Origin of the sequence: Mycolicibacterium phocaicum (genome assembly GCF_010731115.1) — a bacterium.
Classification (GTDB): domain Bacteria; phylum Actinomycetota; class Actinomycetes; order Mycobacteriales; family Mycobacteriaceae; genus Mycobacterium; species Mycobacterium phocaicum.
Genome location: NZ_AP022616.1, coordinates 4,673,463 through 4,695,631, shown reverse-complemented (window position 1 = coordinate 4,695,631; position 22,169 = coordinate 4,673,463). Strand labels below are relative to the sequence as shown.

Here is a 22,169-nt window from a genome sequence, read left to right as displayed (position 1 = left end):
GATCTACGCGCGGGCCGGCAGGTGCTTGGACCAGCCTGCCGCACAGATCACGGTGCACACTGCCGCCAGTAGGCCGACGACGGTGAGCATCGCCGGGTAGCTGACGTAGTGGGCCAGCGCGGCGAGCACCGCGGGCAGCAGGAAGCCGACGTACGCCAGCGAGTAGTACACGCCAGACACCCCGGCCAATTCGTGGGGTTCGGCGATGCGCTGAATCTCCAGCAGCCCGGACACGATGGCGATGCCGTACGCACTGCCCAGCAGCATGGCCACCAGCACCGCGATGGCCGGCGAGCGCGTGACCGCCGTGGCGACCGCGGCGAACACCCCGGCCGACATCAGCACCATCGACACCACCACCGCGCGGGCGCTGGAATGGTCGTCCAACCGCCTCGCGACCGGCTGCACCAGCACGCCACAGGCCAGCGTCAGCACCGTCAGACCCGCGGTGTACAGCAGCGCCCAGGAGCCCAGCCGGTCGGCCACCAGAGCCGGCACGATGGCGTATGCGATGGCCGCCGAACCGAAAACCCACGGCGCCATCGGGGCCACGACGCGGACGAAGCGGCGGTGCGTGGCGGCCGGAACCCGCAACTGGGACAACAGGTCTCCACTGACCCGGGCACCCCGGGTCTCGACCGTCCGCGTCAGCACCAGCCACAGCGCCGGCACGCACAGCGCGGCCTGCACCAGGTACGTCAGTGTCAACGGCAGCGGCGCGAACTGCGCCAGCAGGCCCGAGCACAAGGGTCCGATCGCCAGCCCCAGCGACAGCCAGATCGAGGCCCGGCGGGCGCCGGCCCCCGTCGCTGCGGTGTCGTACGGCGGTGCGGACAGCTCCGCGATCCAGGTCGAACCAACGGCCATCGCGACACCCACGCTCAGCCCACAGAGCAGCCGGCCGACGAAAAGCGCTGGGAATCCGCCCAATTCACCGGTCGCGAGGATCAGGCTGCCGAGCGCCGAGCTGATCAGCCCCGCGACCATCAGCGGGCGCCGGCCGTACCGGTTCGACATGGCCGCAGCGACCAGCAGCCCGGGGATCAGGCCCAGCACGTAGGCGCCCAGCAGGACATCGACGTCCACGCGGGAGTATCCGGCGCGGTGCACGTATTCGATCAGCATCGGGGTGAATTGGTTTCCGCCCCAACCGATGCAGAAGACGCCGGCGGCGACGGCGAGCCATGGCTTCACACGGGCGCGGCTCATCGCAGCACCACCTCGTACGTCGACTCGAGGTGCGCCAGCAGGCGGGCGTCGAACGCCGTCGCGTCGCGGACGTCGATGGCCTGGGCCAGCTCGGCGTGTTCGGCGATGAGCCGTTCGACGAGCGTCTGGTCGGCCTGCACGGCGTCGGCCATCATGCGGCGTTGCCGGTCGCCCAACGAGCCGTAGAACCGCTGCGCGATGCAGTTGCCGGCGGAGTCCACGATGTGCCGGTGGAAGGCGTCGTCGAGCTCGGCGAAGCGCGCCAGATCGGTGGCCGCGCCACGCTGCTGGTCGATCAGCCGGGCGAGTTCGGCAGCCACTGCCTGCGCGGTGGCCTCAGAACGGCAGAGGCGGCGCACAGCACTGCCCTCCAGCGCCAGGCGCATCTCGAGCAGGTCGGTGGCTTCCCGCGGCGAGATCGGGACGACGACCGCGCCTCGCCGGGGCAGCAGATCCAGCAGGTCTTCGGCCGCCAGCCGCAGGAAGGCCTCGTGCACCGGGGTCCGGCTCACGCCGAGTTCCGCCGCGACCGCGACCTCGCTCAGCAGCTGCCCGCCCTTGACCGCGCCGACCAGGATCTTGCTCTTGGTGTCACGGTAGGCGCGCTCGCTGGCGGGAGTCTGATCAATGGCCACGGGACGACAGTAGCAACTTGCATGCAAGCTTGCATACAAGCAGTGACGGACCTAACTCAGGGCCTGATCAGTGCTGCTGCGGCCCGAAGTTGTTGAAGCCGCCGCGCTCGCGCGGCTGCGGCTGGTAGACCGTCGAGGTCTGCACCGACGTCGACGTTTCCGTCGAGGTCTGCACCGACGTCGAGGTCTCGGTCTGCGTCTGGGTCTCGGTCTGGGTGGCCGTCTCGGTGTTGGTCACCGTCTCCGGAGCGGGCGCCGGCGCCTGCTGCTGACCGCCGCCCGCGCTACCGCCGCCACCACCGCCGTGGTGCTGCTTGGCCGTCGTCGTGGTGGTCGTGGTGCTCGACGGGGTGACTGTCACGGTGGCCGGCGCGTTGTTGCCCTGCGAACCACAGGCGACGGTCAGCCCGCCCATGGCCACGACAGTCACGGTGCCGGCAACGGCCGACCAACGGCGATAGGTGCTTTTCATGGGCACCATTACTAACCCGGCAACCTGGCAACCGGACTCACAGGAACGGCGACTCCAGTTATGCAGTAGCTGTGAAACTCGGCTACTTGCCTGCTTGCCGGTGTCGTTCGTCGTGCAACGGCACACCGTTGGGGCCCGTCAGCGACTGCGCGTACGTGCCGACCGCAAACGCGACGGTGGGTCCGGTCACGGCCAGCGCCGCGCGGTTCAGCTGCTCGACGGTATCGCCCTTCGGCCCGTACCCGGGATCGAAAGCGGCGCCCGCCTGTCCGCCCCACAAGCGCGCCTGGATCGGTGATTTCCGCTGCGACGTGCCGGTCGAGATGCCGCCGACCGGAATCCCGGCGGTGAGGAACGGACCGTAGCCACTGCCCAGATCCATCGTCATGTCGGCGGGCCGCTTGCCGGCGAGATACAGATATCCGGCCAGCGTGCGCTCGAGCCCGGCCGACCCGGCGGGCACCGCGTCAAGCGGGATCTCAGGGTTCGCCTGGCCGGACTGGTCGCCGTCGAACGTGAAGAACCCGGCGTTGGGTGAACCGAGGATGTCGAAATCCAGATACAGCGCAATGTCATTCAGCGGTTCGGCAGCCAACCCGCGCACGTACTTGGTGGCGCCTTCCTGACCCACGGCGCCCGAACCCCAGAACGTGAACCGCACCGCGTTCTCGATCTTCGGCGAGCCGCCCAGCGCTGCGGCCGTCTCCAGCAGTGCCGACACCCCGGTTGCCGCGTCATTGATGCCCGCGCTCGTCGGCGCGCTGTCGAGGTGCGCGCCCGCCAGCACGACGCTGTGCTGGTCGCCGGTCTTGGTCTGAGCCAAGACGTTTCGCGATTTCACACCGGTGTTCTTGGCGTCGAGGGTGAGCTTCACCGGGCTGTTGGTTTTCAGCAGTACGGCATCGGCGTCCTTGCCGATGATGCCCACCGGCGTGTTGAGGTGTTCGTAGTAGCCGGGGCTGAACAGCCCGCGCGGGGCGCCGTTCGCGCTGGGCGGGCTGACCACCAGCACCGCGACCGCGCCGCGGGCCACCGCCGCATTCTGCTTGTCGACCACCGAGCACACCGCGTCGTCGACCACCGCGATGGCTCCCCGCAGGTTGAGGGTGCCGTAATCGTCCGGAGCGCAACCGGCCGGCTTGACAGGGTGCAACGTCGGCGCGGTCAGGCCGCCGGGCGCCGTGGACGTCAACAGCGAGGCCTGCACGACCCCCCACCGACGGCCACCGACGTCGAGCACCGGATTGCCGGGGGCACCGCGTTCCACGCGCACATACTCGGGGGTCTGCACGTCGAACCCTTTGTCCCGCAGCAGGTTCGCGACGTAGTCGACGCTGGCCTGGTAGCCGGGGGTGCCGTCGGCGCGGGTGCCCTTGTTCTCCGCCGCGATGGCGGCGAACTTCCTCAGATGCGTGTAGATGCCGTCGGTGCCCACCCTGCCGGCCAGATCGCGCGCGAGATCAGGCGCGGGCGGCGGCGGTGGGGCCGGTGGCTGCGGCGGTGGTGCACACGACGCCAGAACAGCGGTCAGCAGCCCGGCGGCCAGTGCCCGCCTCATGATGCCGAGACCACGTGCCGGGTCCGGTCATCGCGGACCGGAACGCCGTTGCGGCCACTCAAATCCTGGGCGTACCGCCCCACCCCGAAAGCCACTCCACGACCCATGATGTCCATTGCCGTGCGGTTGATGTGCGCCAAGTCGTCCGTCTTCTTGTGGTAGTTGGAGTCGAAAGGTTTTCCGGCGGTGCCGCCCCACAGCCGGGCCTGCTCGTCGTTCATGTTTTCCTCGTCGCCGGTGCCCAACCCACCCGCCGGGATACCGGCCTTGGTGAAGGCGTCGTAGTCCGACCGTCCGTTGAACGGGTAGTCCTGAGGCGGCTTACCGGCATCGGACAGATACGCCGTGAAGGTGCGATCGATTCCCGCCGAGCCCTCCGGGATACGCGGCACCAGGTCGTCGGCCAGCGGCGGGCCGGACAGGTTGCCGTCGTAACTGAAATAGCCGGCGTTCTCCGAGGCCAGCATGTCGAAATTCAGATACAGCGCAATGTCTTTGAGCGCCTCGACGTCGAGGGATTCGATGTATCGGTCAGAGCCGATCGTGCCCTCCTCCTCGGCGCCCCAGAACGCGAACCGCACCGCGTTCGCGATCTGCGGGGCGCTGCCCAGCTGCAATGCCGTCTCCAGGACCGCGGTCACGCCGGAGCCGTTGTCGTTGATCCCCGGCCCTTCCTTGACGCTGTCCAGATGTGCACCGACCATCACGACGTCATGCTCGGACCCGGTCTTGGTCTGGGCTATCACGTTGCGGGTGTGCTCAACCCGCACACCGGCGTCCAGCTTGAGGGACACCGGCCCCGGGGCGGCCCGCAGCCGAGCCCCGGCCGCCTTCGAGATCAGTACCGCGGGAATTCTCACCGTCGCCTTGGCGCCCAGGGTGCCGCCCCGCGCGGGGACGCCCGCGTCGTCGACGTCGTCCTTGTTGTCGGCCACCACCAACGCGACGGCGCCGTGCACTGCCGCGGTCGCCTCCTTCACCGCGAAGGGGCACGTGCCACGGTCCACCAGCGCGACCGCGCCCTTGATCGGCAGGCCGTCGTAATCGGCACTGTTGCAGCCTGATGCGGGACCGCCTTTGACCGGCACCAGCGGTGCGGTGAGACCGGGGGTGCCGACCGAATACTCCAGCGCCCGCGCCGGTATCCGGGTGCCGGCCACGGTCAGTTCAGGCGTGTTGTTGTACGCCACCTTGACTTCCATATCCGGAGTGACGACGTCGAAACCCTTGGCGCGCAGCGCATTCGCGACGTAGTCCACGCTCGCGTCGTAACCAGGTGTGCCGAACGCCCGGTTCCCACCGTGAGCGTCGGCGATGGCCTGCAGCTTGGCCAGGTGACCGGTCGTCGCCTCGACCGTCACGCTCTTGGACAGCTCGCCGGCGAAGTCATCGGCCGTAGGCTCCGATCGGCCGCACCCCGAGATGCCGACCGCCAGCACGAGCGCGAGCGCGACGCGGGTGCGGACCATGGGCACCACCGTAGCGTGCAGGCTCACAGAAACCGATGCACCGGGCCAGATGGCGAAGCTGGTGGCCGTTCCCGAACGCCCGCAGTGGATGAGCTGAACCGTTTCGGTGGAAGCGCAGCAAACATCAACCGAAATCGGGTATACGGATTCAGTGGACAATCCACCCGGGCCGACCATCTGCCTCAACATGATCGTGCGCAACGAAGCACACATCGTCACCGAGGTGCTCGATGCGGTCGCGCCCTATATCAGCTACTGGGTCATCGTGGATACCGGCTCCGCCGATGGCACCCAGGAGACGATCCGAAATCACATGGCGCATCTCGGAGTCCCCGGGGAGGTCCACGAACGCAGATGGCGCAATCTCGGCGAAAACCGTTCCGAAGCACTGCAGCTCGCCCATGGCCACAGTGACTACATCTGGGTCATGGACGCCGACGACACCGTCCGCGGCCGGCCCGACTTCACGCGACTCTCCGCCGACGTCTACTCCATGCGGATCAGCGACGGGCTGCTGTACTGGCGGCGGCAGCTATTTCGCGACGGCCTCCCGTGGCGATACATCGGCGTCGTCCACGAATACGCCGACTGCACTGAGCCGTTCCACGAGGAGCGCCTCGAAGGCGACTACTTCATCGAGTCCCGCCGACTCGGCGCCCGTAACAACGATCCGCGAAAGTACGAGCGGGATCGCGACCTGTTGCTGGTGGAGGTGCAGCGCGACCCGACGAACGAACGTTCGGCCTTCTACCTCGCCGAAAGCTATTTCAACCTGGGTGATTTCGCCAACGCCCGAATCTGGTCGGGCCGGCGCGCCGAGATGGGCGGCTGGGACGAAGAGACGTTTTACGCCCTATGCCAGGTGGCCCGGTCGATGTGCCGCCTGGGCGAACCGTGGCCGCAGGTCTTGGATGCTTACCTGCGGGCTTGGGCGTTCCGGCCTACCCGCGCTGAGCCGCTACATGCCATCGCCGCCGAGTACCGTGCCCGGGGCGAGTATCAGCTCGGTTATCTCTTCGCACGATGCGCAGCGGAGATACCGCTTCCGGAGGCAGACATCCTGTTCGTCGATTCGTCCGTCTACCAATGGCGTGCCCTCGATGAACAATCCGTCTGCGCATCATGGACCGGCCGGCACGCAGAATCGTTTGCGTTGTGCCGTCAGCTGCTCGCCCGTACTGACATCAACGGCGAGGACCGCAGCCGAATAGCGAGGAACCGCGATCAGTCCGTTCCGGCGCTGCTCGAAGCCGCGTCGGCATACCCTGAAGCATTGGTACACAACATGTCCAGCCACCAGCGGGGTGCCGCGGTGACGATCAGCCTGATCGCGGGACCGGACATCCGAACAACCCAACTGGCGCTCAACACATTCATGAACTGCTGTCTGGACGTAGGCCAGGCACATCGATTCCTGGTGCTCGACACCGGTCTCGCCGGCCGAGACCGGGCACTCTTGTTGGAGCAGTACCCCTTCCTAGAATTCGTCGATCACACCCCTCGACGGAACCACTGGCAGAACTCAGCGCACTGCGCGAGCACATCAATGGCCGCTACTGGTTCCATCTCGACCAGGGGTGGCTGTTCTTCGCCCCCGAGAATTTGGTCGGCAGGATGCGGGCAGTCCTCAACGCCGAGCCGACCGTCGTTCAGGTAGGCGTCAACTTCGCTGACGCACAATCCATCTCCGGCGTGTACGCACGAAACGACATAGTCTTGCGGACCGCTGAAGGCCACCGATACGTCGTCGTCGATGACGCCACCCGCGGTCCGGCGATGATCGACCTATGGCGTCTGGACGCCAAACCCGCAGCTGGGCCACGAACAACCGCCCTTGACGAGGTGTTCTGCATCAAGGGCGGTTGATCGTTCGCGGTTTATCCGCCGGCGCCACCTGCACCGCCGGCACCTCCACCGCCACCGCCACCACCAGCGCCGCCGCTCACACCGAACGTCGCATGGCCCGCGGAGCCGGTGCTGCCCGCGCTGCCGGCAGCACCTGTGTGTCCGGCGCTTCCTGCCGCACCCGCAGTGCCACCGGCGCCAGTGGCGCCCGTACTTCCGGACGCGCCGGTCTTTCCGGGCGTTCCGGCTGCGCCGGTGCTGCCTGTCGCTCCGGTCGCGCCTGTCGCACCCTTCGCGCCGGTGGCACCTGTGCTGCCGGCCGTGCCGCCGGACCCAATTCCCAAGCCGCCCAACAAACCGCCACCACCGCCGGCGCCCGCAGCGCCGCCGGTACCACCCGTGCCGCCCACGCCGCCCTGGCCGCCGTTGCCTCCGGCACCAGGCGCACCGCCGGCCCACCGGTTGCACCGCCGCCACCGGCACCACCAACGCCGGCCGCGCCGCCGGTACCACCCGTACCGCCGGTGCCACCCTTACCACCCGCACCGCCGGTGCCACCCGCACCACCTGCGATCGCGAAGGGCAGCGGGGCAATCGGCGAGATGCCGTCGCCACCGGCGCCACCGGTACCGCCGGTACCGCCGGTACCGCCCGTGCCACCAGTCCCACCGGAACCGCCCGTGCCGCCTGCGCCACCATTGCCGCCTGCGCCACCATTGCCACCATTGCCACCCGTGCCGCCGGTGCCACCCGAACCGCCGGTGCCACCGGTTCCGCCGGTGCCACCAATACCGCCGTCACCACCTTGGCCGCCGCCACCGAACAACGTGAGCAGGCCGGCACTGCCACCGGCACCACCGGCACCACCGGCACCGGCCGCAGTACCCTGCAGACCCGTCCCACCGGCACCACCGCCGCCGCCGGAGCCGCCCGGCGTACCGGCACCACCGGTTCCGCCGGTGCCACCGGTTCCGCCAGTGCCACCGGTACCACCAGTGCCGCCTGAAGCACCCGCGCCACCCGCGGCGCCCGCACCACCGGTGCCACCAGTGCCGCCCTTCAACCCGATCAATACAAAGTCGCTGCCCTTGGAGCCGGTCGCGCCGGCAGTGCCCGCAGTTCCCGCGGTGCCCGCGGTACCTGCCGCGCCGGCTGCGCCTGCGGCTCCGGTAGCGCCGGTCGCACCTGCCGTACCGGTCGCGCCGTCGGTGCCAGCAACGCCGTCACCGCCCGCGCCGCCGGTGACGCCAGTCGCACCGAAGCCACCTGCGCCGCCATTACCGCCCTTGCCGCCGGTCCCGAACAGCCCGAGCAGACCCATGTTTCCGCCCTTGCCGCCGTTACTGCCGGCCAGGACGTCGGTGCCGTCGGCGCCGTTGCCGCCTCGGCCGCCACTACCGAACAGCAGACCTGCTGCGCCGCCGTCACCGCCGTTGACTCCTGCATCGGTGCTGTCCCAGCCTGCGCCGCCGTCACCGAACAAGATGCCACCGGCTTGGCCGTTCGGGTGCGCAGCCGTACCTGCCGCGCCGTTACAGATCAGACCGCACGGACTGTCCAATGGGTCCGGCGTCGTCGGGGCGAACGGCTTGATGAGCGCTTTCGGTCCCGGCGGCGACGCGTTCGCCCCGAACAACCCGGTCAACCACCACAAGGGGTTGTTCGGATCCTGCGCAGGCGCCAGCGGGAAGCTGAAATCGGTGAGTTCAACCGCTCGCGGCGACGCTGTGAGCGCGTCCACCGCGCCTGGCGGAATCGCCATTACGATGCCGGCACTCGCGGCTGCGACGCCCAAGGCACCGGTCGCGAGATAATTGACGGACCTCAAGGTCCTGCCGGACTTTTGTTTGCGATGCTTGGACACGATCGAATCCCCTTTGGATTCAGAGCGTTTTGCCGCCCCGCGCTCGGCCTATTGGAAATTACCATGTTTGCCCACTAGCCAACAGATTCCTCAAAAAATCCGCATAAACGCACGTGGAGTGCTGATATTGCTACTGCATAGTAAATATTTGCAGTTTACAGGAAGAAGGTTTATTAACTATCGCGATTGAATATTTTTAATCGGTCTCATACGCCTCATGCGCCACTCCATGTTCTCCGCTACACGAAAATGGAAACGCGCGGCAGAGAGTCGACTTTGCAAACAAATCTATGCTCGGCCAATCGTGAAAAGACGGGGTGGTTTCCATTTTCTGCGGACGGCATCTTCTTTTGCGGGTGCGGCATCGAGGCGGCGGTCGACCATTGTCGATGCCGCCATCGAGGACACCGATCACGCCAAGTTCGAAGCAAAACGCAAGGGCGGCAACGCCCATCGCGATGGCAGGGAAGGTACATGCTGAGGCTCTCGCGTCGTTTGGCTCGCTACGTGACGGGGATCAGTGCTTTATGCCGATGAGGAGGCGATCGCACCACTATGGAAGGGCAAACGCTTTCCGATGGAAGCGTGCACCGCGCCGACAAGGCGATGTACCGCGCGCGCCGAGCAAGCTGAGAATGGCCTACGTTTCCCGCCGCATACCTACAACCTGCGTTCGGGCGGCGTAGAGGAATGACGCGGGTCTGCGTCGGATCGGTGCCGAGGGGTGGCCGAATGTACCGACAAGAATCGGGTTTCGCCCGAACCTGTCGCTTTGGCCTGATACATGGCGGCATCGGCCTGGCGTAGAAGATCGGTGGGCGTTGTTGGCCGGGTCGGGTCGACGCCGGCAACGCCGATACTGGCGCTGACGGCGATGGTGTGCTCATCGGTGACGATTGGGTTCTCGAGGGCGTGGTGCAGCCGCCGAGCGATCTGCTGAAGGTCTGCGGCGCTGGCTGGTGCAGCGACGAGCACCACGAATTCGTCGCCGCCGACACGGGCGAGGGTGTCGGTCGCGCGGATCGCCCCCTGGAGACGCTCAGCGCAGGCTTGCAACACCACATCGCCAACGTGGTGCCCCAGCGAGTCATTAATCCGTTTGAGTTGATCGATGTCGATGAACATCAGCGCCGCCAGATGAGGGTGGTCGCTGGGCGTCATGGCCGCAGTGATCATCGCCAGGGCGCGGCCACGATTGGGTAGCCCGGTGAGCGTGTCGTGGTGCGCCGCGCGGCGCAGATGCAGATTGGTCAGGTGCTCGGTGGTGACGTCAGTGAGCGACATGACAATCGGCGAACGTTCGGGTTCATCGGGGTTGAGCAAGGTTGTGGTGAACGAAATCCAGGATTGATGGCCATCGTCGCGACGCAGGCCGAGAACCTGCGCGTAGACGGGCTGCCCGGTGCGCAAGGTGATGTTGGCCGGCCGCTGCGGGGCAGGCACCATGTTTCCCTCGGTGTCGAAACCGGGTAGTCCAGCGCGCGCTCAGCATGTGTACTAGGAAAGCGTCCGCCCCCGGGTCCGCGGATGCGGATGGCGGCCGGATTGATGGAGGCGATGGTGCCGTCACGATTGATGACCACGATGCCGCGGTCCAGCGATGTCACCACCGACTGATAGTGCTGTGTGGTATCGAGCGCGTCGGCGCGGTCGGTGCAGATGAGGATGTACCCGGTGTCGACCGCTGCGACAGAGACACGCACCGCCACAGGCCCTCCTGTCAACGTGTATCAGGTGAGGTCGCGGGCACGTCCCTCTGCGGCGATGGCAACCACATCGAGTTCGACGCCGAGCGCGTCGCGGATCAGCTGCCCGAGGGAGTCGGCGACTGATCGCCCGAACAGCCGCTCGGCAGCGATGTTCCATCCGGTGATCAGGCCGTCGACGGTGGCGGTGATGATGGCCTCCGGCGCATGCCGGACATGCAGTTCGTGGTTAATTGTATTGCTGTGCAACACTATTGGCGTGGTCACCGCTCGCAGCACCGTCTGATGGGCGGGGCGACCTTCCCACGGGGTGGCTACCGTGGTGGCTTCGATGTCGAGCGTGGTTCCATCGCAGCGCAGCAAAACCGACATCACTGGTGCCGATGCCTGGCCTGAGTCGCCGGGAGCGGTCAAGGCGCTCAAAATTGCTGCGGGATGCACAAAGTCGGTGATGAGCGCCAACCATCTGCCCCGTCGACTCGGCCATCGTCAAACTCGCCGCCGCGGCGTTGGCGTACACTACACGTCCACGATCGTGCACCAGGACGGCGTAAGGGCTGGTCTCGCTGAGGCTCCGGAAGCTGGCTGCCGATGCACCGACTGACACATTCCACGAGGTACCAGAATCGTGCCCCGTCGCATGATTGTTATGCATGCGTCACGCTCCCATCGGGGCCGACAGACACTGCCCGACGACAGTCGGGACGACCCCTGCCAAGCCTCTCTGCAATGATCGGGCGGTCTTGAGCGTCTGCGCATACCGCTGCGCCGCCGAGTCGGCGAAGTACTTCCCTGCCATGCATCAGTCCCGTCAGCCGGTGCGCGAACACCGTTCCCCGCGTCGCGCCGTCGCGCGACAAACCCCACCAACCACCTGCGAAAAATGACTGGCGCTAGCACTTCTAGCAAATCACTGATGCAGTGCTAATTCAACTTCTGGGCGCAAAGAAGTCGCAAAGAAGTTCTGATCGCGCGCCGACGACCGATCGCGCCATTCACTACCACCCGCCGGGTCATCCCAACATCATCGGCGGTCTTGAACACGTATTACTGACGAATATCCGCGAACTGCACTTGACGCATCCGCGAGAAGACGACTCCTCCCGGAGGTGCGGCCACAACTCCGAGAGGACCACTGACGAGTGTCGAACAGAAATTAACTGTGAATGATATGAGCTAAGTTATTAGCCGATACTCCTACCTAGCGGACCATGCTCACCTATGCGGACCGGTGATCGAACGCTTTTTGGTCAACGGCCCCGCCGCGGCGGGCTCTTGTCCGCGACGCGAACGCCAGGCTCTGCGTTTCAGCCGGGCGGGGTCGGGTCGCTGAATCTGTCCGCTAAGGCCGCGCGCACTGGCGAGGGGACGGTCGGCGCGAACCGTCGCAGGTAAGCCTCGACCCAGGCCGGCGAGGTGTTGAGAAAAGCGAAGTCACTGCCCACCATGTGCCGTATCGCGAGGAGCGGAACGGGCGACTGCAGCGGACGGAAGTCGGCATTCCAGAGACCGCGCTCGGTGCAGCCGTCATAGAACTGGCCGACCATGAGGCCGGCGTCAACGAATTCGGGTTTGAGTGCCTGTTGCACCGCATCGATGACGGCGACGTCGGTCAGATCGGGGAACACGATGAACACCGCCTTGAGCAGGCTCTCGGGGCCATCAGCCGGCTCCAGCTCCAGGAATGTGTCACGCAGTGTGTGCAGCTCAGCTACCAACTTGGAGAATGCCGGTAGTTCGCTGTGCACCGCGGTAATCCACAGCATGTCCTGATCCAACGAGGCGCGGGCAAAAGGGCACACCGGTCCCGCCCGCCCCAGGTCCCTATGCGGTTCCATGAGGTACTCACGAATCCAACCGCGCAGCAGGTGAGCAAATTCTGACGTTTCGTTGTCGGAATCGTCGCCGTCAGATAATTTGCAAAGACCGTCAAGCAGGGTGACCGCCATGTGCACAATCTCCCTGTCTCTGCTAACCGCCGCAGCTGTCGCGATATCCCCGTGGAGGGTGAAAACACCCATGTCAGTGCCCACCGAACGTCGAATCGCGATCGTATATGAACCCGACTCGGTCCCGCTGCTCATACTCACAGAGACGGCGACACGAAACGGGATTCACCTCGTCTGGTTAGCCGGTCAGACCGACGCACGAATACTCAGACGATTCGGAAGCGTTGTCATTACCGACGGCAGTTCCACCGAGAAGGTGACCGCGCAGCTCACACTACACGATGTCGTCGGCGTCACCACATTTGCCGACTCACGCATCGAGCATGCCGCCGCCCTGGCACGGAATATTGGTTTGCCAGCAAACCATGCCTGCACAGCACGGCTACTCGTCGACAAAATCGCCCAACGCCACGCACTGGCCGATGCCGGCGTACCCGGACCCGGGTTTGTCGGCATCGACAGCCCGGCCAGGGCAACCAGCGCCGACGAACTACTCAAGAAGCTGACCTACCCGGTCGTGGTGAAACCGGCGTCGGGGCACGGGGGCCGCGACACCATCTGCATTCCCGATTTCCCGGCGCTGGCAGCAGAATTGGCAATCCGATGCCACGCCAACCCATGGCGACCGACCATCATCGAAGAACTCCTCGGTGACTTCCCACCAACCGATCGCGGCGGCGTCGGCGACTACGTCTCGGTTGAAGTGGTGGTGGACAACGGGCTGCCCTCGGTCCTCGCAATCACCGGCCGCATGCCCCTAGCCGAACCATTCCGAGAAACCGGCGCCTTCCTCCCGGCGATACTGAGCCCAGTCGAGCGACACGACGTCGCAGACGTGGCGCTAAAGGCAGCACTAGCACTCGACGTGCAATGCGGCTGCCTACACATCGAGATCAAACTGACCACGACCGGGCCCCACATCATCGAAGTGAACGGGAGAGTTCCCGGCGGCGGCATCACCGACCTGGTTGCCGCACAAACCGGCATCGACCTTTTTGAATGCGCGCTGAACTCGGCCGCCGGACAGATCGTCGACCGGAGGCCGGGCAACGCAGCCGGGGTCCATTACCAGTTGGCCCTCCAGCCGCCGATCGGCCAACGAGTCCGACTACGACCGGATTGGTCGGCACAGTTGCGCACCGTCGCCGGCATCGAACACGTTGCGCTACGGTCAATGACCGCCGAAGTCGACCTGCGCGACGGCTCCTACGGCTACCTGCTGATGGCACGTGGCTGCGCCGACGACCACGAGGGCTTGCTAGAAACCCACCGGCGTCTGAACACCCTGTTGCTCAACGACTGATACCACTCACGAGACAGGACATCAATGACAGAATTGCACGCGCGAGTGCGCGCGCACCTGGCCGCTGCCGCGGTGACGCACCGGGTGCACGATCACGCCGCCCTGCCCGGCCCCATCTCATCGCCGACGGACTTCGCAGCCGCGCTGGGCTACCCCGTGGACCGGATTATGAAAACGCTGATCTGCCACGAACACTCCACGGGCAGACTGATCGCCGTCACCTGCCCGGTGAACATTCGGGTAGACCTCAAACGTGTTGCCACCGAACTCGGTTGCAGCAGAATCGAAGTCGCCAGCAGCGTGCAATTAGAAGCGACTACCGGCTACCCCCGACTCGGGGTATCACCACTGGGCCTGGACCCCAGTTTCATCGTCGTCATCGCGCAACACACGCTGACCTATGACACCGTTCTGGTCGGTGGCGGAGCAGCCGGAATCGAAATCGAACTCGCCCCCCGCGACTTACAACGCACCACTGACGCAGTTCCCGTCGATCTCCGATAGCGTCCCACCGCACGCGGGTACGAATACGGGCGGCACAGCCGTGCTGGCGAACTCTAATTTCTGATCGTTCTCAGCGTGTCTTCAGGTCGTGGCTCCTACGGTCGGGAGGTATATGCCCGGCGTAGCGCCACACCTGACCGAAGGCAAGCATGTTGCCTCGGCCGCCGGTCATTCACACGACCAGAAAGGACAACGCCGTGAGCCGAGAAGGAGAAATGGTCTTTCTCGATGATGTGTTGGTCCAGCATGCTGGACGGCTGCGGCAAAACACTGGGTTGTCGATCCGAACCGACCTGCAGCCGACCTACGTGGTGGGTGACGCTACGACATTGAACCGGGCGGTCACTGCGCTGGTCGAACATGCACGTTGCAACGCCGTATCGGCGATCGAGCTTGAGGTGTACCGCCGAGATGCTCAGGCGGTCATCATCATCCGCGACGACGGCCCCCATATCGCGGTCGCCGACACCGGCCGGATGTCGTCAAAGTGCAACTCCGGTCTGGAGTTGGCTGCTCGGATCATCGCCACTCACGGCGGGACACTTGCCTTGGGTGAACGCGGCGCGTGCACCAATGCAGTGAGCGTGCGGTTGCCGTCCACGCGGCAATCTCTGTTCAATTCGCCTGCACCGAAATGGATTTCGGATGGGCAATGACATCGCGCGCCGCCGAGGACGCACGCTGTGACATCGCTGCCGGAGACGGCAGTGAATGATGGAGCGATGTGGGTCGGTCGTGGGTGGGTCTCGCTGAGGGGCCTGCAAGGCCAGGGCGCCGAGTGAGCCGCCGCGTGGCGCTGAGGGATTTCGCAGGCCGGTGGCGTGGCTGGTTCGGCGGCATTGCGGTCCGCTCAGCGCTGGTGGCCGCGGCGGTGGTGCTGGCCGGCCTCGTGATCGTGGGGTCGGCCTCGACGCTGTTGCTGTACCGGATGATGTGCGCCGACGTGGACAACGCAGCGGAGGCCCGCGCCCAGGCGGTGGCCGATGTGCTGCGCAAGGAACCACCCGATGAGGTGGAATCGGTATTGATGCACACCGATCACCGGATCGTGGCCGTGCAGATCGCCGACGCCGCCGGCACCGTGGTGGAGCGATCCGACAGCGCACCGCAGACCCCGTTGATTCCTGTGCCGCACGAAGGTGCCCAGGTCGGGGTGCTGGCAACCGATGACGACGACGTGCGCGTCAGCACAATCACAGTGGCATCCCGCAAGGGGCGGCAGTACACGGTACTTGTGGGCGGGGGCATCGAGCCGATCGAGCAGATGATCGGCACTGCCGGGCAGATGCTGGCGATCACGGCGCCGGTTGTGGCTGTGGTGGCCGGAGTCGTCACATACCTGCTGGTGCGCCGGTCGTTGCGGTCCGTGGAGGCCATCCGGTCGCGAGTGTCGGCGATCAGTGCCTTCGATCTGGGCGAGCGGGTCCCCGTCGGTCGCAGGTCGGATGAGATTTCCGCGCTGGCGGTGACCATGAACGACATGCTGGCCCGCATCGAGGCCGGCCATGCCGCGCAACGACGGTTTGTCGGGGACGCATCCCACGAGCTGCGGAGCCCGCTGGCAACGGTGGTGTCCGCGTTGGAGATCGGAGCCACCCACCCCGATCTCCTCGACAGAACGCTGCTGACCAACGCATTGTTGCCGGAAGCACGCCGGATGCAGACCCTGGTGGAGAACCTGCTCCTACTGGCGCGCGCCGATGAACGCGGCTTGCCGCTGCGTCGTGTCGAGACCGATCTCGACGATCTGGCGACTGCGGAGGCGGCACGACTCAAACGGGAAACGACGTTGCGAATAGTCTCCGATCTTTCGGCGGTAAAGGCCAGCGTCGATCCGGACGGGTTCGTGCGATTGTTGCGCAACCTGGCCGACAACGCGGCCCGCCATGCCACCAGCGAGGTGACCATCGTCGTGCGCGCCGAGGGTGACAACGCCGTCGTGCAGGTGATCGATGACGGCCCGGGAATCCCTGCCGCCGCACGGGACAAGGTTTTCGAGCGGTTCTTCCGGCTGGACGCCGACCGATCCCGGCGTGGTGGTGGTACCGGGTTGGGGTTGGCGATCGTCTCCGAGATCGTGGCCGCCCACGATGGCTCGGTCAGCATCGAGGACCGACGCTCTGGCGCAGGAACCGTGGTGACGGTTCAGTTGCCGCTTGCCGGTTCGCCGGATTCGAGCCGGTAGCCTGCGCCACGGAGCGTGGTGATCGCCTCCGAGCCGATCTTGCGTCTCAGATAGCCGACATAGACTTCCACCACGTTGTCGGGGCCGTCGTAGTGACTGTCCCAGACGTTGTGCAGGATCTGGGTTTTTGTGAGGACAGTGTCCTTGTGGCGCAACAGGTATGCCAGGAGCGCGAATTCTCGCGGTGTCAGCGAGACGTCCTCGCCACCCCGGTGCACGGTCCGGCGCGCGGGGTCCAGTGAAATGTCGCCGGCAGTCAGCACGACGGGACGCTGCGGTGCGCCGCGGCGAATCAAGGCCCGCAAGCGCGCGGTGAGCACCATGAACGAAAAGGGTTTGGTCAAATAGTCGTCTGCGCCCAGATCAAAGGCGTCGGTCTGGTCGTAGTCGCCGTCCTTGGCGGTCAGCATCAGCACCGGCGTCCAAATGTGTGCGGCGCGCATCTTGCGCAAGACCTCGTAGCCGTTGAGACCCGGCAGCATGATGTCGAGCACGATGACGTCGAACTGCTCGTGGGTGGCCTGCCAGAGGCCCTCGGCACCATCGGCCACCGCGACCACGACGAACCCTTCGGCGCGCAGCCCAGCGGTGATCGTCTCGGCCAGCATGGGCTCGTCTTCGACCAGCAGCACTCTCACCTGCGTAGCCTGGCACAGACTGAGGCGGCGGCCATAAATTGGCCGGCTACATCCCCTGGACGAGTGCGCTGTCGTAGTGCCCGCCGTTCGACAGAGCCGGTGCGTTCTGGGCGCGCTCCTGGGCCTCGTGGACCGACATCGTCGCCGCCACCAGCATCAGGGCTCCGACCATCAGGTTGATTGCTTCTCGCCGGGCTGTCATGTCCATCAACACCTTTCACGGGATTCCAGCTGATCGAAGCCGAGCAGCTGTCGGGTATGCCACCAGACTGACAGCAGGTCGCTGTGAGGACGCTGAGCGCGAACAGGCCTGAAGACCCGCGCACACGTTTCAAACGCAAAACTGCTGAAAAGCCCACCGCCACAGTCTGCTTCAGTGAACGGCACCTGGCTCAGCGGCCGTGATGAGCGGCCGCAGCCGGGTCCTGGCGGCGCGTTCCACCAGCCGGCTCAGCACCGGCCGGGCGACGAGATATCCGGAAACGCTCAGGGTCGCGCCCAGAGCGAGACCGGCAACGACGTCTTGGGGGTAATGCGCACCGACATAGACGCGAGCCAATGCCATGGCCACTGCCGCGATGGCGGCGATGACGCCGAGTCGTCGATTCACCAGCCAGACCCCGGCAGCGACGGCCCCGGCCATCATCGCGTGGTCACTGGGGAAGCCACCGTCGGTGTTGCAATGCAAGACGACGATGTGGGGCAGCGCATTACAGGGACGGGTGGCATTGATGGTATCGGCGATCGGCTGGTTGATGGCCACCGCTGCCAGCACACCCAAAGGCGCCCATACCGCCGCTGCCATCGCACTGGGGTTGTTGGTTCTGCGGGCGATCCACCATCCAGCGAGGAGAAAGCTGGCGAACAGTACAACACCGTCTTCGGCGTATCCGGCCACGACCGGGTGCAGCCACGGGGTGTCCCGGGCGAAATTGTTGATGTAGTAAAAGATTCGGGTATCGAGGTCCATCGCGGCCTTGTCGTTCTGAGTTGCGAATGACTGAAGGAATCAGCGCAGACTGTTCAAAAGCGTTGTCAGAGATTGTTTTTCGTCGTCAACGCTTGGGCTGCTGGATCGGACGGACTTGAGTGCTGCGTCGATTTCCCGGTCCAGCGCCGTCCAGGCGCTGGAGTCGATGGCCTGCAGCCGGTCCTGGTCGTGGTCCCATGCGGTTTCGAGGTCGGTGATCCGCGCTCGGGCGCCGGATTGGTCTCCAGCATCGACCTTTGCCAGCGTGTCTTGGGTGACGTTGCGGAAGTGCGCAATATCGGTCGCCGGGAAGGCACCGACCTTGCCGGGCACCAGAGGCGCGGCCGCCGCGGTCGGCGCGGGCCCTTCCTCGCTGTCGGTGACGGGGCCATGCGGCTGAATCGAGGCCCATTGCAGCAGGGCGCCGGCCGCCAAGACCACGACGGCGTAGTAACCGACGGTGCTCACCGCCGATAGCGTGCGCTTCGGCGCAGGGGCCGCCGCCTGATCGTCGACCTCGATCACATCGATGCGGGTCCAGGTCAGATAGCCGACAGCAGCGGCGATCGCGGCGAGGAAGATTCCACTGGTCAGGCCGTATCCGAGGCCGAGACCGTGTGCGCTGCGCGGTGTGGCAAGCCAGTCGCCGAGGTTGGCGCCCAGCGGGCGGGTCAGGATGTACGCCAGCCAGAACGACAACACGGAGTTGACCCCGACGCGCCAGCCGATGGTCACCGCGGCGATGAGGGTGACCGGGAGCAGTACCGATACCCCGGCACTCCACCCGGTCAGGGTCAAGGTCCAGTCGCCGGCGGCGGTGCCGAGCGCGAAGGTGACCAGGACAGCGAGCCAGTAGAACAGCTCCCGCGGTCGCGTTGTGATGCTGTGGATCGACAGTGTCCGCTCCCGGGCGAACCACACCGCGAACACCACCGCCAGAGTGACAGTGAAGACGGCTGTGCTCGTGGCCATCGGGACGGCAAGTGCGTCGGTGAGCAGATCGGTGTAGAGGGTGCCGGTGACGCTGAGGACCACGACCGTCAGCCAGTAGACGACAGGGACGTAGCGCGGCAATCGCAGCTGGGCCCCCATGACCAGGGCCAGTACGGCGGTGAACAGCACCGCGGTGGCACCGAGACCCACACCGAGACCTTGGTTGATCCAGTCGGCGAAGCTCTCTCCGACCGTGGTGCACAGCACCTTGATCAGCCAGAACCAGATGGTGACTTCGGGAACCTTGCTCGCAGTCACGCGCTTCACGATCGTTGAGGGGCGGGCAGCACCGGTCATGCCTGCGGAAGGTAGTCACCGCTTGCTGAACTGACGCTGAGAACGAAGGGGCCTGTCGTCGGTCCTACAGGTGGACCAGGTGAACACCCACGTGCGGAGCTTCCCCGCGGCTCACTTGCAAAGGCCGGCAATCTTCGTGCTGACAGCTTCGCCGGCTTTCAACCGACCCGCCTGCGCCGGGTCGGCCCCGCCGATCCCGGCCTGCCCGTACATCGAAATATCCTGCAGGTCAACGGCAAACTCGCGAATCGCGGCCGTGAGGTCCGCCGGCGTGGCCCGGTCCAGATGCGTCTGCAAGTACTGAGCACCACTGCTCATGGCCAAACGCGAGACTGCTGTGACCGCCGTAACCGCAACCGGCTCAGAGCCGAGTTCGGTGTGCGTCTGTAGCGCCACCGCCGTGCGCACGGTGGTGAAGGCGGCACACGCGCGAGCCTTCGCGTCGGCGACTTGTTGCTCGGTGGGCTCTGGGACCGATGGCGACGACTGATGTGGTGGCGACACCAGCGCCCAGACCGCAACCCCTAGCGCGATGACCGCGATTCCGAGCGATGCGGGCGCCAACCACTTCGGTTGCAGATCTACCGCAACGGGCTGACGCGAGATTGACGGCGCTTCAGGGTCAGTCTCCGGCATACGCGCGATGGTAGAGCAACAACTGTCCGAAGATCGGCGGTTGGACGAAGCCCAGGCAGGAACCGGTTCATTCGAGTCGAGGCCAGCATTCAGCTACCAGAGGGTGGCCGCAGTGACTGCGATCCATGCGGGCGGCGACTTGGTCGGAGTACAAGCCCGACCCAATCGCGGCGAAGTTGGAGCCATCGAAGTACCGAGCCATCTCCAGCAGAATCTCGCAACTCCGCCGGGAAGGCCCCGTGCGCCAAACCAATTCGGCCGTTGAGAGCAGACACCCATGCCCTACGGGTCGCGGCGGGTGACCACCACGAGCGCCAGCACGAACACCGCCGCCGCCACCGCGGCGAAGTACAACGCCGCACCGACCGGTCCCCACCACAACGAGAACGTCTGGAACCAGGGCGTCTTGGTGAAGGTGTAGGCATTCCCGAAGGGCAGCCACGGTCCCACCCGTGCGCCCACCTGAGGCAGCGCGCCGAGCACCGGTTCCACGACGAACGGCATCAACAACACCACCGCGACCACTGCCGCGGCGTGCCGCAACAACCCGCCCAGACCGACCGCCAGCACCGCTCCCAGCACGGCATACAGCGACATCGCACCGATCGCACGCCAGACCTCAGCGTTCGAGAACGACAATTCCTCGGCCTGCTCCGCGGTCACCAACGACGCCGCGAACGCGATCGAGCCCGCCACCATGACCGCGGTGACGACGGCCGACAGTACCGCCATCACGATCGCTTTCGCCGCCAGTGCCCACGCTCTGTTGGGGGTGGCCAGGAACGTCGTGCGGATCATGCCGGAGCGGTACTCCCCGGTGATCGACATCGCCGACAGGATCATCAGCACCGGCACCCCGAAGACACTGACGCCGATGGCCGCCCGCTCGGGCTTGAGCACCCCGTGGGGCCCCAATGCCGCCGCCTGTATCGCGGCGAACCCCAGACCCACCGCCGCAACTGTCAGGATGAGCCAGATCGGCGATCGTGTGGTCTGCAGCTTGATCCGCTCGGCATTGATCGTCATGGCGCACCCACCGCCCGGTAGTCGACGGCATCGTCGGTCAGTCGCATGTACGCCTCCTCCAACGAGGCCTGCTGGGCGGCCAATTCGTGCAGCACGATTCCGTGACCGGCAGCCAACTCCCCCACCTGCTCCGTCGAGATTCCGCGAACCAGCAGCACGCCGTCCGCCAATTGCGCCGACGCATCCTGCGCCGTCAGCAACTCATGAAGACGCTCCAGCTGCGGGCTGCGGACCCGAATGGTGTCGCTCCCGGAGCTGGTCAGGAACTCCGCCATGGTGCTCGAGCTGATCAACTGTCCCCGCCCGATCACCAGCAGCCGGTCCGCTGTGTTCGCCATCTCGGCAAGCAGATGACTGGACACCAACACCGTCCGGCCCTCAGATGCCAAGTCGCGCATGAGCGTTCGAATCCACCTGATGCCCTCGGGGTCCAGTCCGTTCACCGGTTCGTCGAACAGGAGTACTTCCGGGTCACCGAGCAGCGCCACGGCGATGCCCAGCCGCTGCGACATGCCGAGCGAGAAGGTGCCGGCCGGTTTACCCGCGACATCGGTCAATCCGACGATGTTCAGTACGTCATCGACGCGGGCCTTCGGCAGCTTGTTGCTGGCGGCCAGCCACCGGAGGTGAGCTCGAGCCGTGCGGTTGGGGTGCACCTGCCGGGCATCGAGCAGCGCACCGACGCTGCGCAGCGGATGCTTCAGCTCGTGATAGGTCTTGCCGAGCACCGTCGCGGTGCCGGAGGTCGGCCTGTCCAGCCCGACGATCATGCGCATCGTGGTGGACTTGCCGGCGCCATTCGGTCCGAGGAAACCGGTGACGAAACCGGGCTCGACGGAACAGGTCAAATCATCGACGGCGCGTTTGCGCCCGAAAACCTTTGTCAATCCCGTCAGCTGGATCATCGCCG

At 65.8% G+C, this 22,169-nt stretch carries 21 protein-coding genes and 2 pseudogenes; 6 read left to right on the top strand and 17 right to left on the bottom strand.

The window, feature by feature from the left end:
• Positions 1-3: 3 nt before the first annotated feature.
• From G6N46_RS22475 to G6N46_RS22455, 5 genes are all read right to left on the bottom strand, one after another.
• Entirely contained in the window at positions 4-1,209 is a 1,206-nt protein-coding gene (locus tag G6N46_RS22475) for an MFS transporter (protein ID WP_138250717.1), read from the bottom strand.
• Positions 1,206-1,844: a GntR family transcriptional regulator gene (locus tag G6N46_RS22470; RefSeq protein ID WP_110767793.1), complete on the bottom strand. Its 639-nt coding sequence runs from the start codon at positions 1,842-1,844 to the stop codon at positions 1,206-1,208. Before G6N46_RS22470 ends, G6N46_RS22475 begins: the two co-directional genes overlap by 4 nt.
• 67 nt (positions 1,845-1,911) lie before the next feature.
• Complete coding sequence (locus G6N46_RS22465) at positions 1,912-2,316, bottom strand: hypothetical protein (RefSeq protein ID WP_162563420.1); 405 nt, start codon at positions 2,314-2,316, stop codon at positions 1,912-1,914.
• A gap of 82 nt (positions 2,317-2,398) precedes the next feature.
• Complete coding sequence (locus tag G6N46_RS22460) at positions 2,399-3,874, bottom strand: M28 family peptidase (RefSeq protein ID WP_061002140.1); 1,476 nt, start codon at positions 3,872-3,874, stop codon at positions 2,399-2,401.
• Positions 3,871-5,343 carry a M28 family peptidase gene (locus G6N46_RS22455; RefSeq protein WP_138250718.1) on the bottom strand — a complete coding sequence of 491 codons (1,473 nt, stop codon included), beginning with the start codon at positions 5,341-5,343 and terminating at the stop codon, positions 3,871-3,873. Before G6N46_RS22455 ends, G6N46_RS22460 begins: the two co-directional genes overlap by 4 nt.
• Positions 5,344-5,449: 106 nt before the next feature.
• Between G6N46_RS22455 and G6N46_RS22450 the strand changes: the two genes are divergently transcribed.
• Together G6N46_RS22450 and G6N46_RS28820 are read left to right on the top strand one after the other, a co-directional pair.
• Positions 5,450-7,000 (top strand): tetratricopeptide repeat-containing glycosyltransferase, encoded by a 1,551-nt coding sequence (locus G6N46_RS22450; RefSeq protein ID WP_234880783.1) that lies wholly within the window; start codon positions 5,450-5,452, stop codon positions 6,998-7,000.
• Positions 7,001-7,059: 59 nt separating this feature from the next.
• Positions 7,060-7,209, top strand: coding sequence for a hypothetical protein (locus G6N46_RS28820; RefSeq protein ID WP_234785527.1), 150 nt, complete (start codon positions 7,060-7,062; stop codon positions 7,207-7,209).
• A gap of 11 nt (positions 7,210-7,220) precedes the next feature.
• Here the strand turns inward: G6N46_RS28820 and G6N46_RS22445 are convergent.
• From G6N46_RS22445 to G6N46_RS22425, 5 genes and pseudogenes are all read right to left on the bottom strand, one after another.
• A pseudogene (locus tag G6N46_RS22445) lies at positions 7,221-8,782 on the bottom strand (PGRS repeat-containing protein).
• Positions 8,783-9,712: 930 nt separating this feature from the next.
• Positions 9,713-10,462: a GGDEF domain-containing protein gene (locus G6N46_RS22440; protein WP_163692956.1), complete on the bottom strand. Its 750-nt coding sequence runs from the start codon at positions 10,460-10,462 to the stop codon at positions 9,713-9,715.
• A 320-nt stretch (positions 10,463-10,782) separates the two neighbouring features.
• Positions 10,783-11,220 carry a PAS domain-containing protein gene (locus G6N46_RS28815; RefSeq protein ID WP_131808858.1) on the bottom strand — a complete coding sequence of 146 codons (438 nt, stop codon included), beginning with the start codon at positions 11,218-11,220 and terminating at the stop codon, positions 10,783-10,785.
• A gap of 28 nt (positions 11,221-11,248) precedes the next feature.
• Positions 11,249-11,413, bottom strand: a pseudogene (locus tag G6N46_RS29120) (PAS domain-containing protein); the annotation flags it as partial.
• A gap of 652 nt (positions 11,414-12,065) precedes the next feature.
• A complete protein-coding gene (locus G6N46_RS22425) occupies positions 12,066-12,707 on the bottom strand; it encodes a DUF6875 domain-containing protein (protein WP_064860949.1) in 642 nt (213 codons plus the stop codon).
• A 70-nt stretch (positions 12,708-12,777) separates the two neighbouring features.
• Here G6N46_RS22425 and G6N46_RS22420 point away from each other — a divergent pair, with 70 nt between their 5' ends.
• The 4 genes from G6N46_RS22420 to G6N46_RS22405 all read left to right on the top strand — a co-directional run bounded on the left by G6N46_RS22420 (position 12,778) and on the right by G6N46_RS22405 (position 16,699).
• Positions 12,778-14,010 (top strand): ATP-grasp domain-containing protein, encoded by a 1,233-nt coding sequence (locus G6N46_RS22420; RefSeq protein ID WP_073694771.1) that lies wholly within the window; start codon positions 12,778-12,780, stop codon positions 14,008-14,010.
• 72 nt (positions 14,011-14,082) lie between these two features.
• Entirely contained in the window at positions 14,083-14,514 is a 432-nt protein-coding gene (locus G6N46_RS22415; RefSeq protein WP_165605603.1) for a YbaK/EbsC family protein, read from the top strand.
• 197 nt (positions 14,515-14,711) lie between these two features.
• On the top strand, positions 14,712-15,170 hold the full coding sequence (locus tag G6N46_RS22410; RefSeq protein ID WP_138250719.1) for an ATP-binding protein: 459 nt from the start codon (positions 14,712-14,714) through the stop codon (positions 15,168-15,170).
• A gap of 140 nt (positions 15,171-15,310) precedes the next feature.
• Complete coding sequence (locus G6N46_RS22405) at positions 15,311-16,699, top strand: HAMP domain-containing sensor histidine kinase (protein WP_276555120.1); 1,389 nt, start codon at positions 15,311-15,313, stop codon at positions 16,697-16,699.
• Here the strand turns inward: G6N46_RS22405 and G6N46_RS22400 are convergent.
• The 7 genes from G6N46_RS22400 to G6N46_RS22375 form a co-directional block, all read right to left on the bottom strand.
• Positions 16,660-17,337, bottom strand: coding sequence for a response regulator transcription factor (locus tag G6N46_RS22400; protein ID WP_061003619.1), 678 nt, complete (start codon positions 17,335-17,337; stop codon positions 16,660-16,662). The two genes, G6N46_RS22405 and G6N46_RS22400, sit on opposite strands and share 40 nt — an antisense overlap.
• A gap of 46 nt (positions 17,338-17,383) precedes the next feature.
• Positions 17,384-17,539, bottom strand: a complete 156-nt coding sequence (locus G6N46_RS28315) for a hypothetical protein (protein WP_165605570.1) — start codon at positions 17,537-17,539, stop codon at positions 17,384-17,386.
• Between the two features lie 171 nt (positions 17,540-17,710).
• Positions 17,711-18,307 (bottom strand): phosphatase PAP2 family protein, encoded by a 597-nt coding sequence (locus G6N46_RS22395; protein WP_061003621.1) that lies wholly within the window; start codon positions 18,305-18,307, stop codon positions 17,711-17,713.
• A 39-nt stretch (positions 18,308-18,346) separates the two neighbouring features.
• Positions 18,347-19,597, bottom strand: a complete 1,251-nt coding sequence (locus G6N46_RS22390) for a COG4705 family protein (protein WP_061003623.1) — start codon at positions 19,595-19,597, stop codon at positions 18,347-18,349.
• 111 nt (positions 19,598-19,708) lie between these two features.
• Complete coding sequence (locus G6N46_RS22385) at positions 19,709-20,233, bottom strand: hypothetical protein (RefSeq protein WP_234785282.1); 525 nt, start codon at positions 20,231-20,233, stop codon at positions 19,709-19,711.
• A gap of 282 nt (positions 20,234-20,515) precedes the next feature.
• Positions 20,516-21,259 carry an ABC transporter permease gene (locus tag G6N46_RS22380; RefSeq protein ID WP_138250720.1) on the bottom strand — a complete coding sequence of 248 codons (744 nt, stop codon included), beginning with the start codon at positions 21,257-21,259 and terminating at the stop codon, positions 20,516-20,518.
• Positions 21,256-22,164 carry an ATP-binding cassette domain-containing protein gene (locus G6N46_RS22375; RefSeq protein WP_138250721.1) on the bottom strand — a complete coding sequence of 303 codons (909 nt, stop codon included), beginning with the start codon at positions 22,162-22,164 and terminating at the stop codon, positions 21,256-21,258. Before G6N46_RS22375 ends, G6N46_RS22380 begins: the two co-directional genes overlap by 4 nt.
• Positions 22,165-22,169: the final 5 nt, after the last annotated feature.

What these genes read in the sequence shown, in the direction of transcription:
- G6N46_RS22475 (WP_138250717.1), bottom strand. Translation starts at nt 1,209, where the DNA reads ATGAGCCGCGCCCGTGTGAAGCCATGGCTCGCCGTCGCCGCCGGCGTC.
- G6N46_RS22465 (WP_162563420.1), bottom strand. Translation starts at nt 2,316, where the DNA reads ATGAAAAGCACCTATCGCCGTTGGTCGGCCGTTGCCGGCACCGTGACT.
- G6N46_RS22460 (WP_061002140.1), bottom strand. Translation starts at nt 3,874, where the DNA reads ATGAGGCGGGCACTGGCCGCCGGGCTGCTGACCGCTGTTCTGGCGTCG.
- G6N46_RS22455 (WP_138250718.1), bottom strand. Translation starts at nt 5,343, where the DNA reads ATGGTCCGCACCCGCGTCGCGCTCGCGCTCGTGCTGGCGGTCGGCATC.
- G6N46_RS22425 (WP_064860949.1), bottom strand. Translation starts at nt 12,707, where the DNA reads ATGGCGGTCACCCTGCTTGACGGTCTTTGCAAATTATCTGACGGCGAC.
- G6N46_RS22420 (WP_073694771.1), top strand. Translation starts at nt 12,778, where the DNA reads ATGTCAGTGCCCACCGAACGTCGAATCGCGATCGTATATGAACCCGAC.
- G6N46_RS28315 (WP_165605570.1), bottom strand. Translation starts at nt 17,539, where the DNA reads ATGACAGCCCGGCGAGAAGCAATCAACCTGATGGTCGGAGCCCTGATG.
- G6N46_RS22395 (WP_061003621.1), bottom strand. Translation starts at nt 18,307, where the DNA reads ATGGACCTCGATACCCGAATCTTTTACTACATCAACAATTTCGCCCGG.
- G6N46_RS22390 (WP_061003623.1), bottom strand. Translation starts at nt 19,597, where the DNA reads ATGACCGGTGCTGCCCGCCCCTCAACGATCGTGAAGCGCGTGACTGCG.
- G6N46_RS22385 (WP_234785282.1), bottom strand. Translation starts at nt 20,233, where the DNA reads ATGCCGGAGACTGACCCTGAAGCGCCGTCAATCTCGCGTCAGCCCGTT.
- G6N46_RS22380 (WP_138250720.1), bottom strand. Translation starts at nt 21,259, where the DNA reads ATGACGATCAATGCCGAGCGGATCAAGCTGCAGACCACACGATCGCCG.
- G6N46_RS22375 (WP_138250721.1), bottom strand. Translation starts at nt 22,164, where the DNA reads ATGATCCAGCTGACGGGATTGACAAAGGTTTTCGGGCGCAAACGCGCC.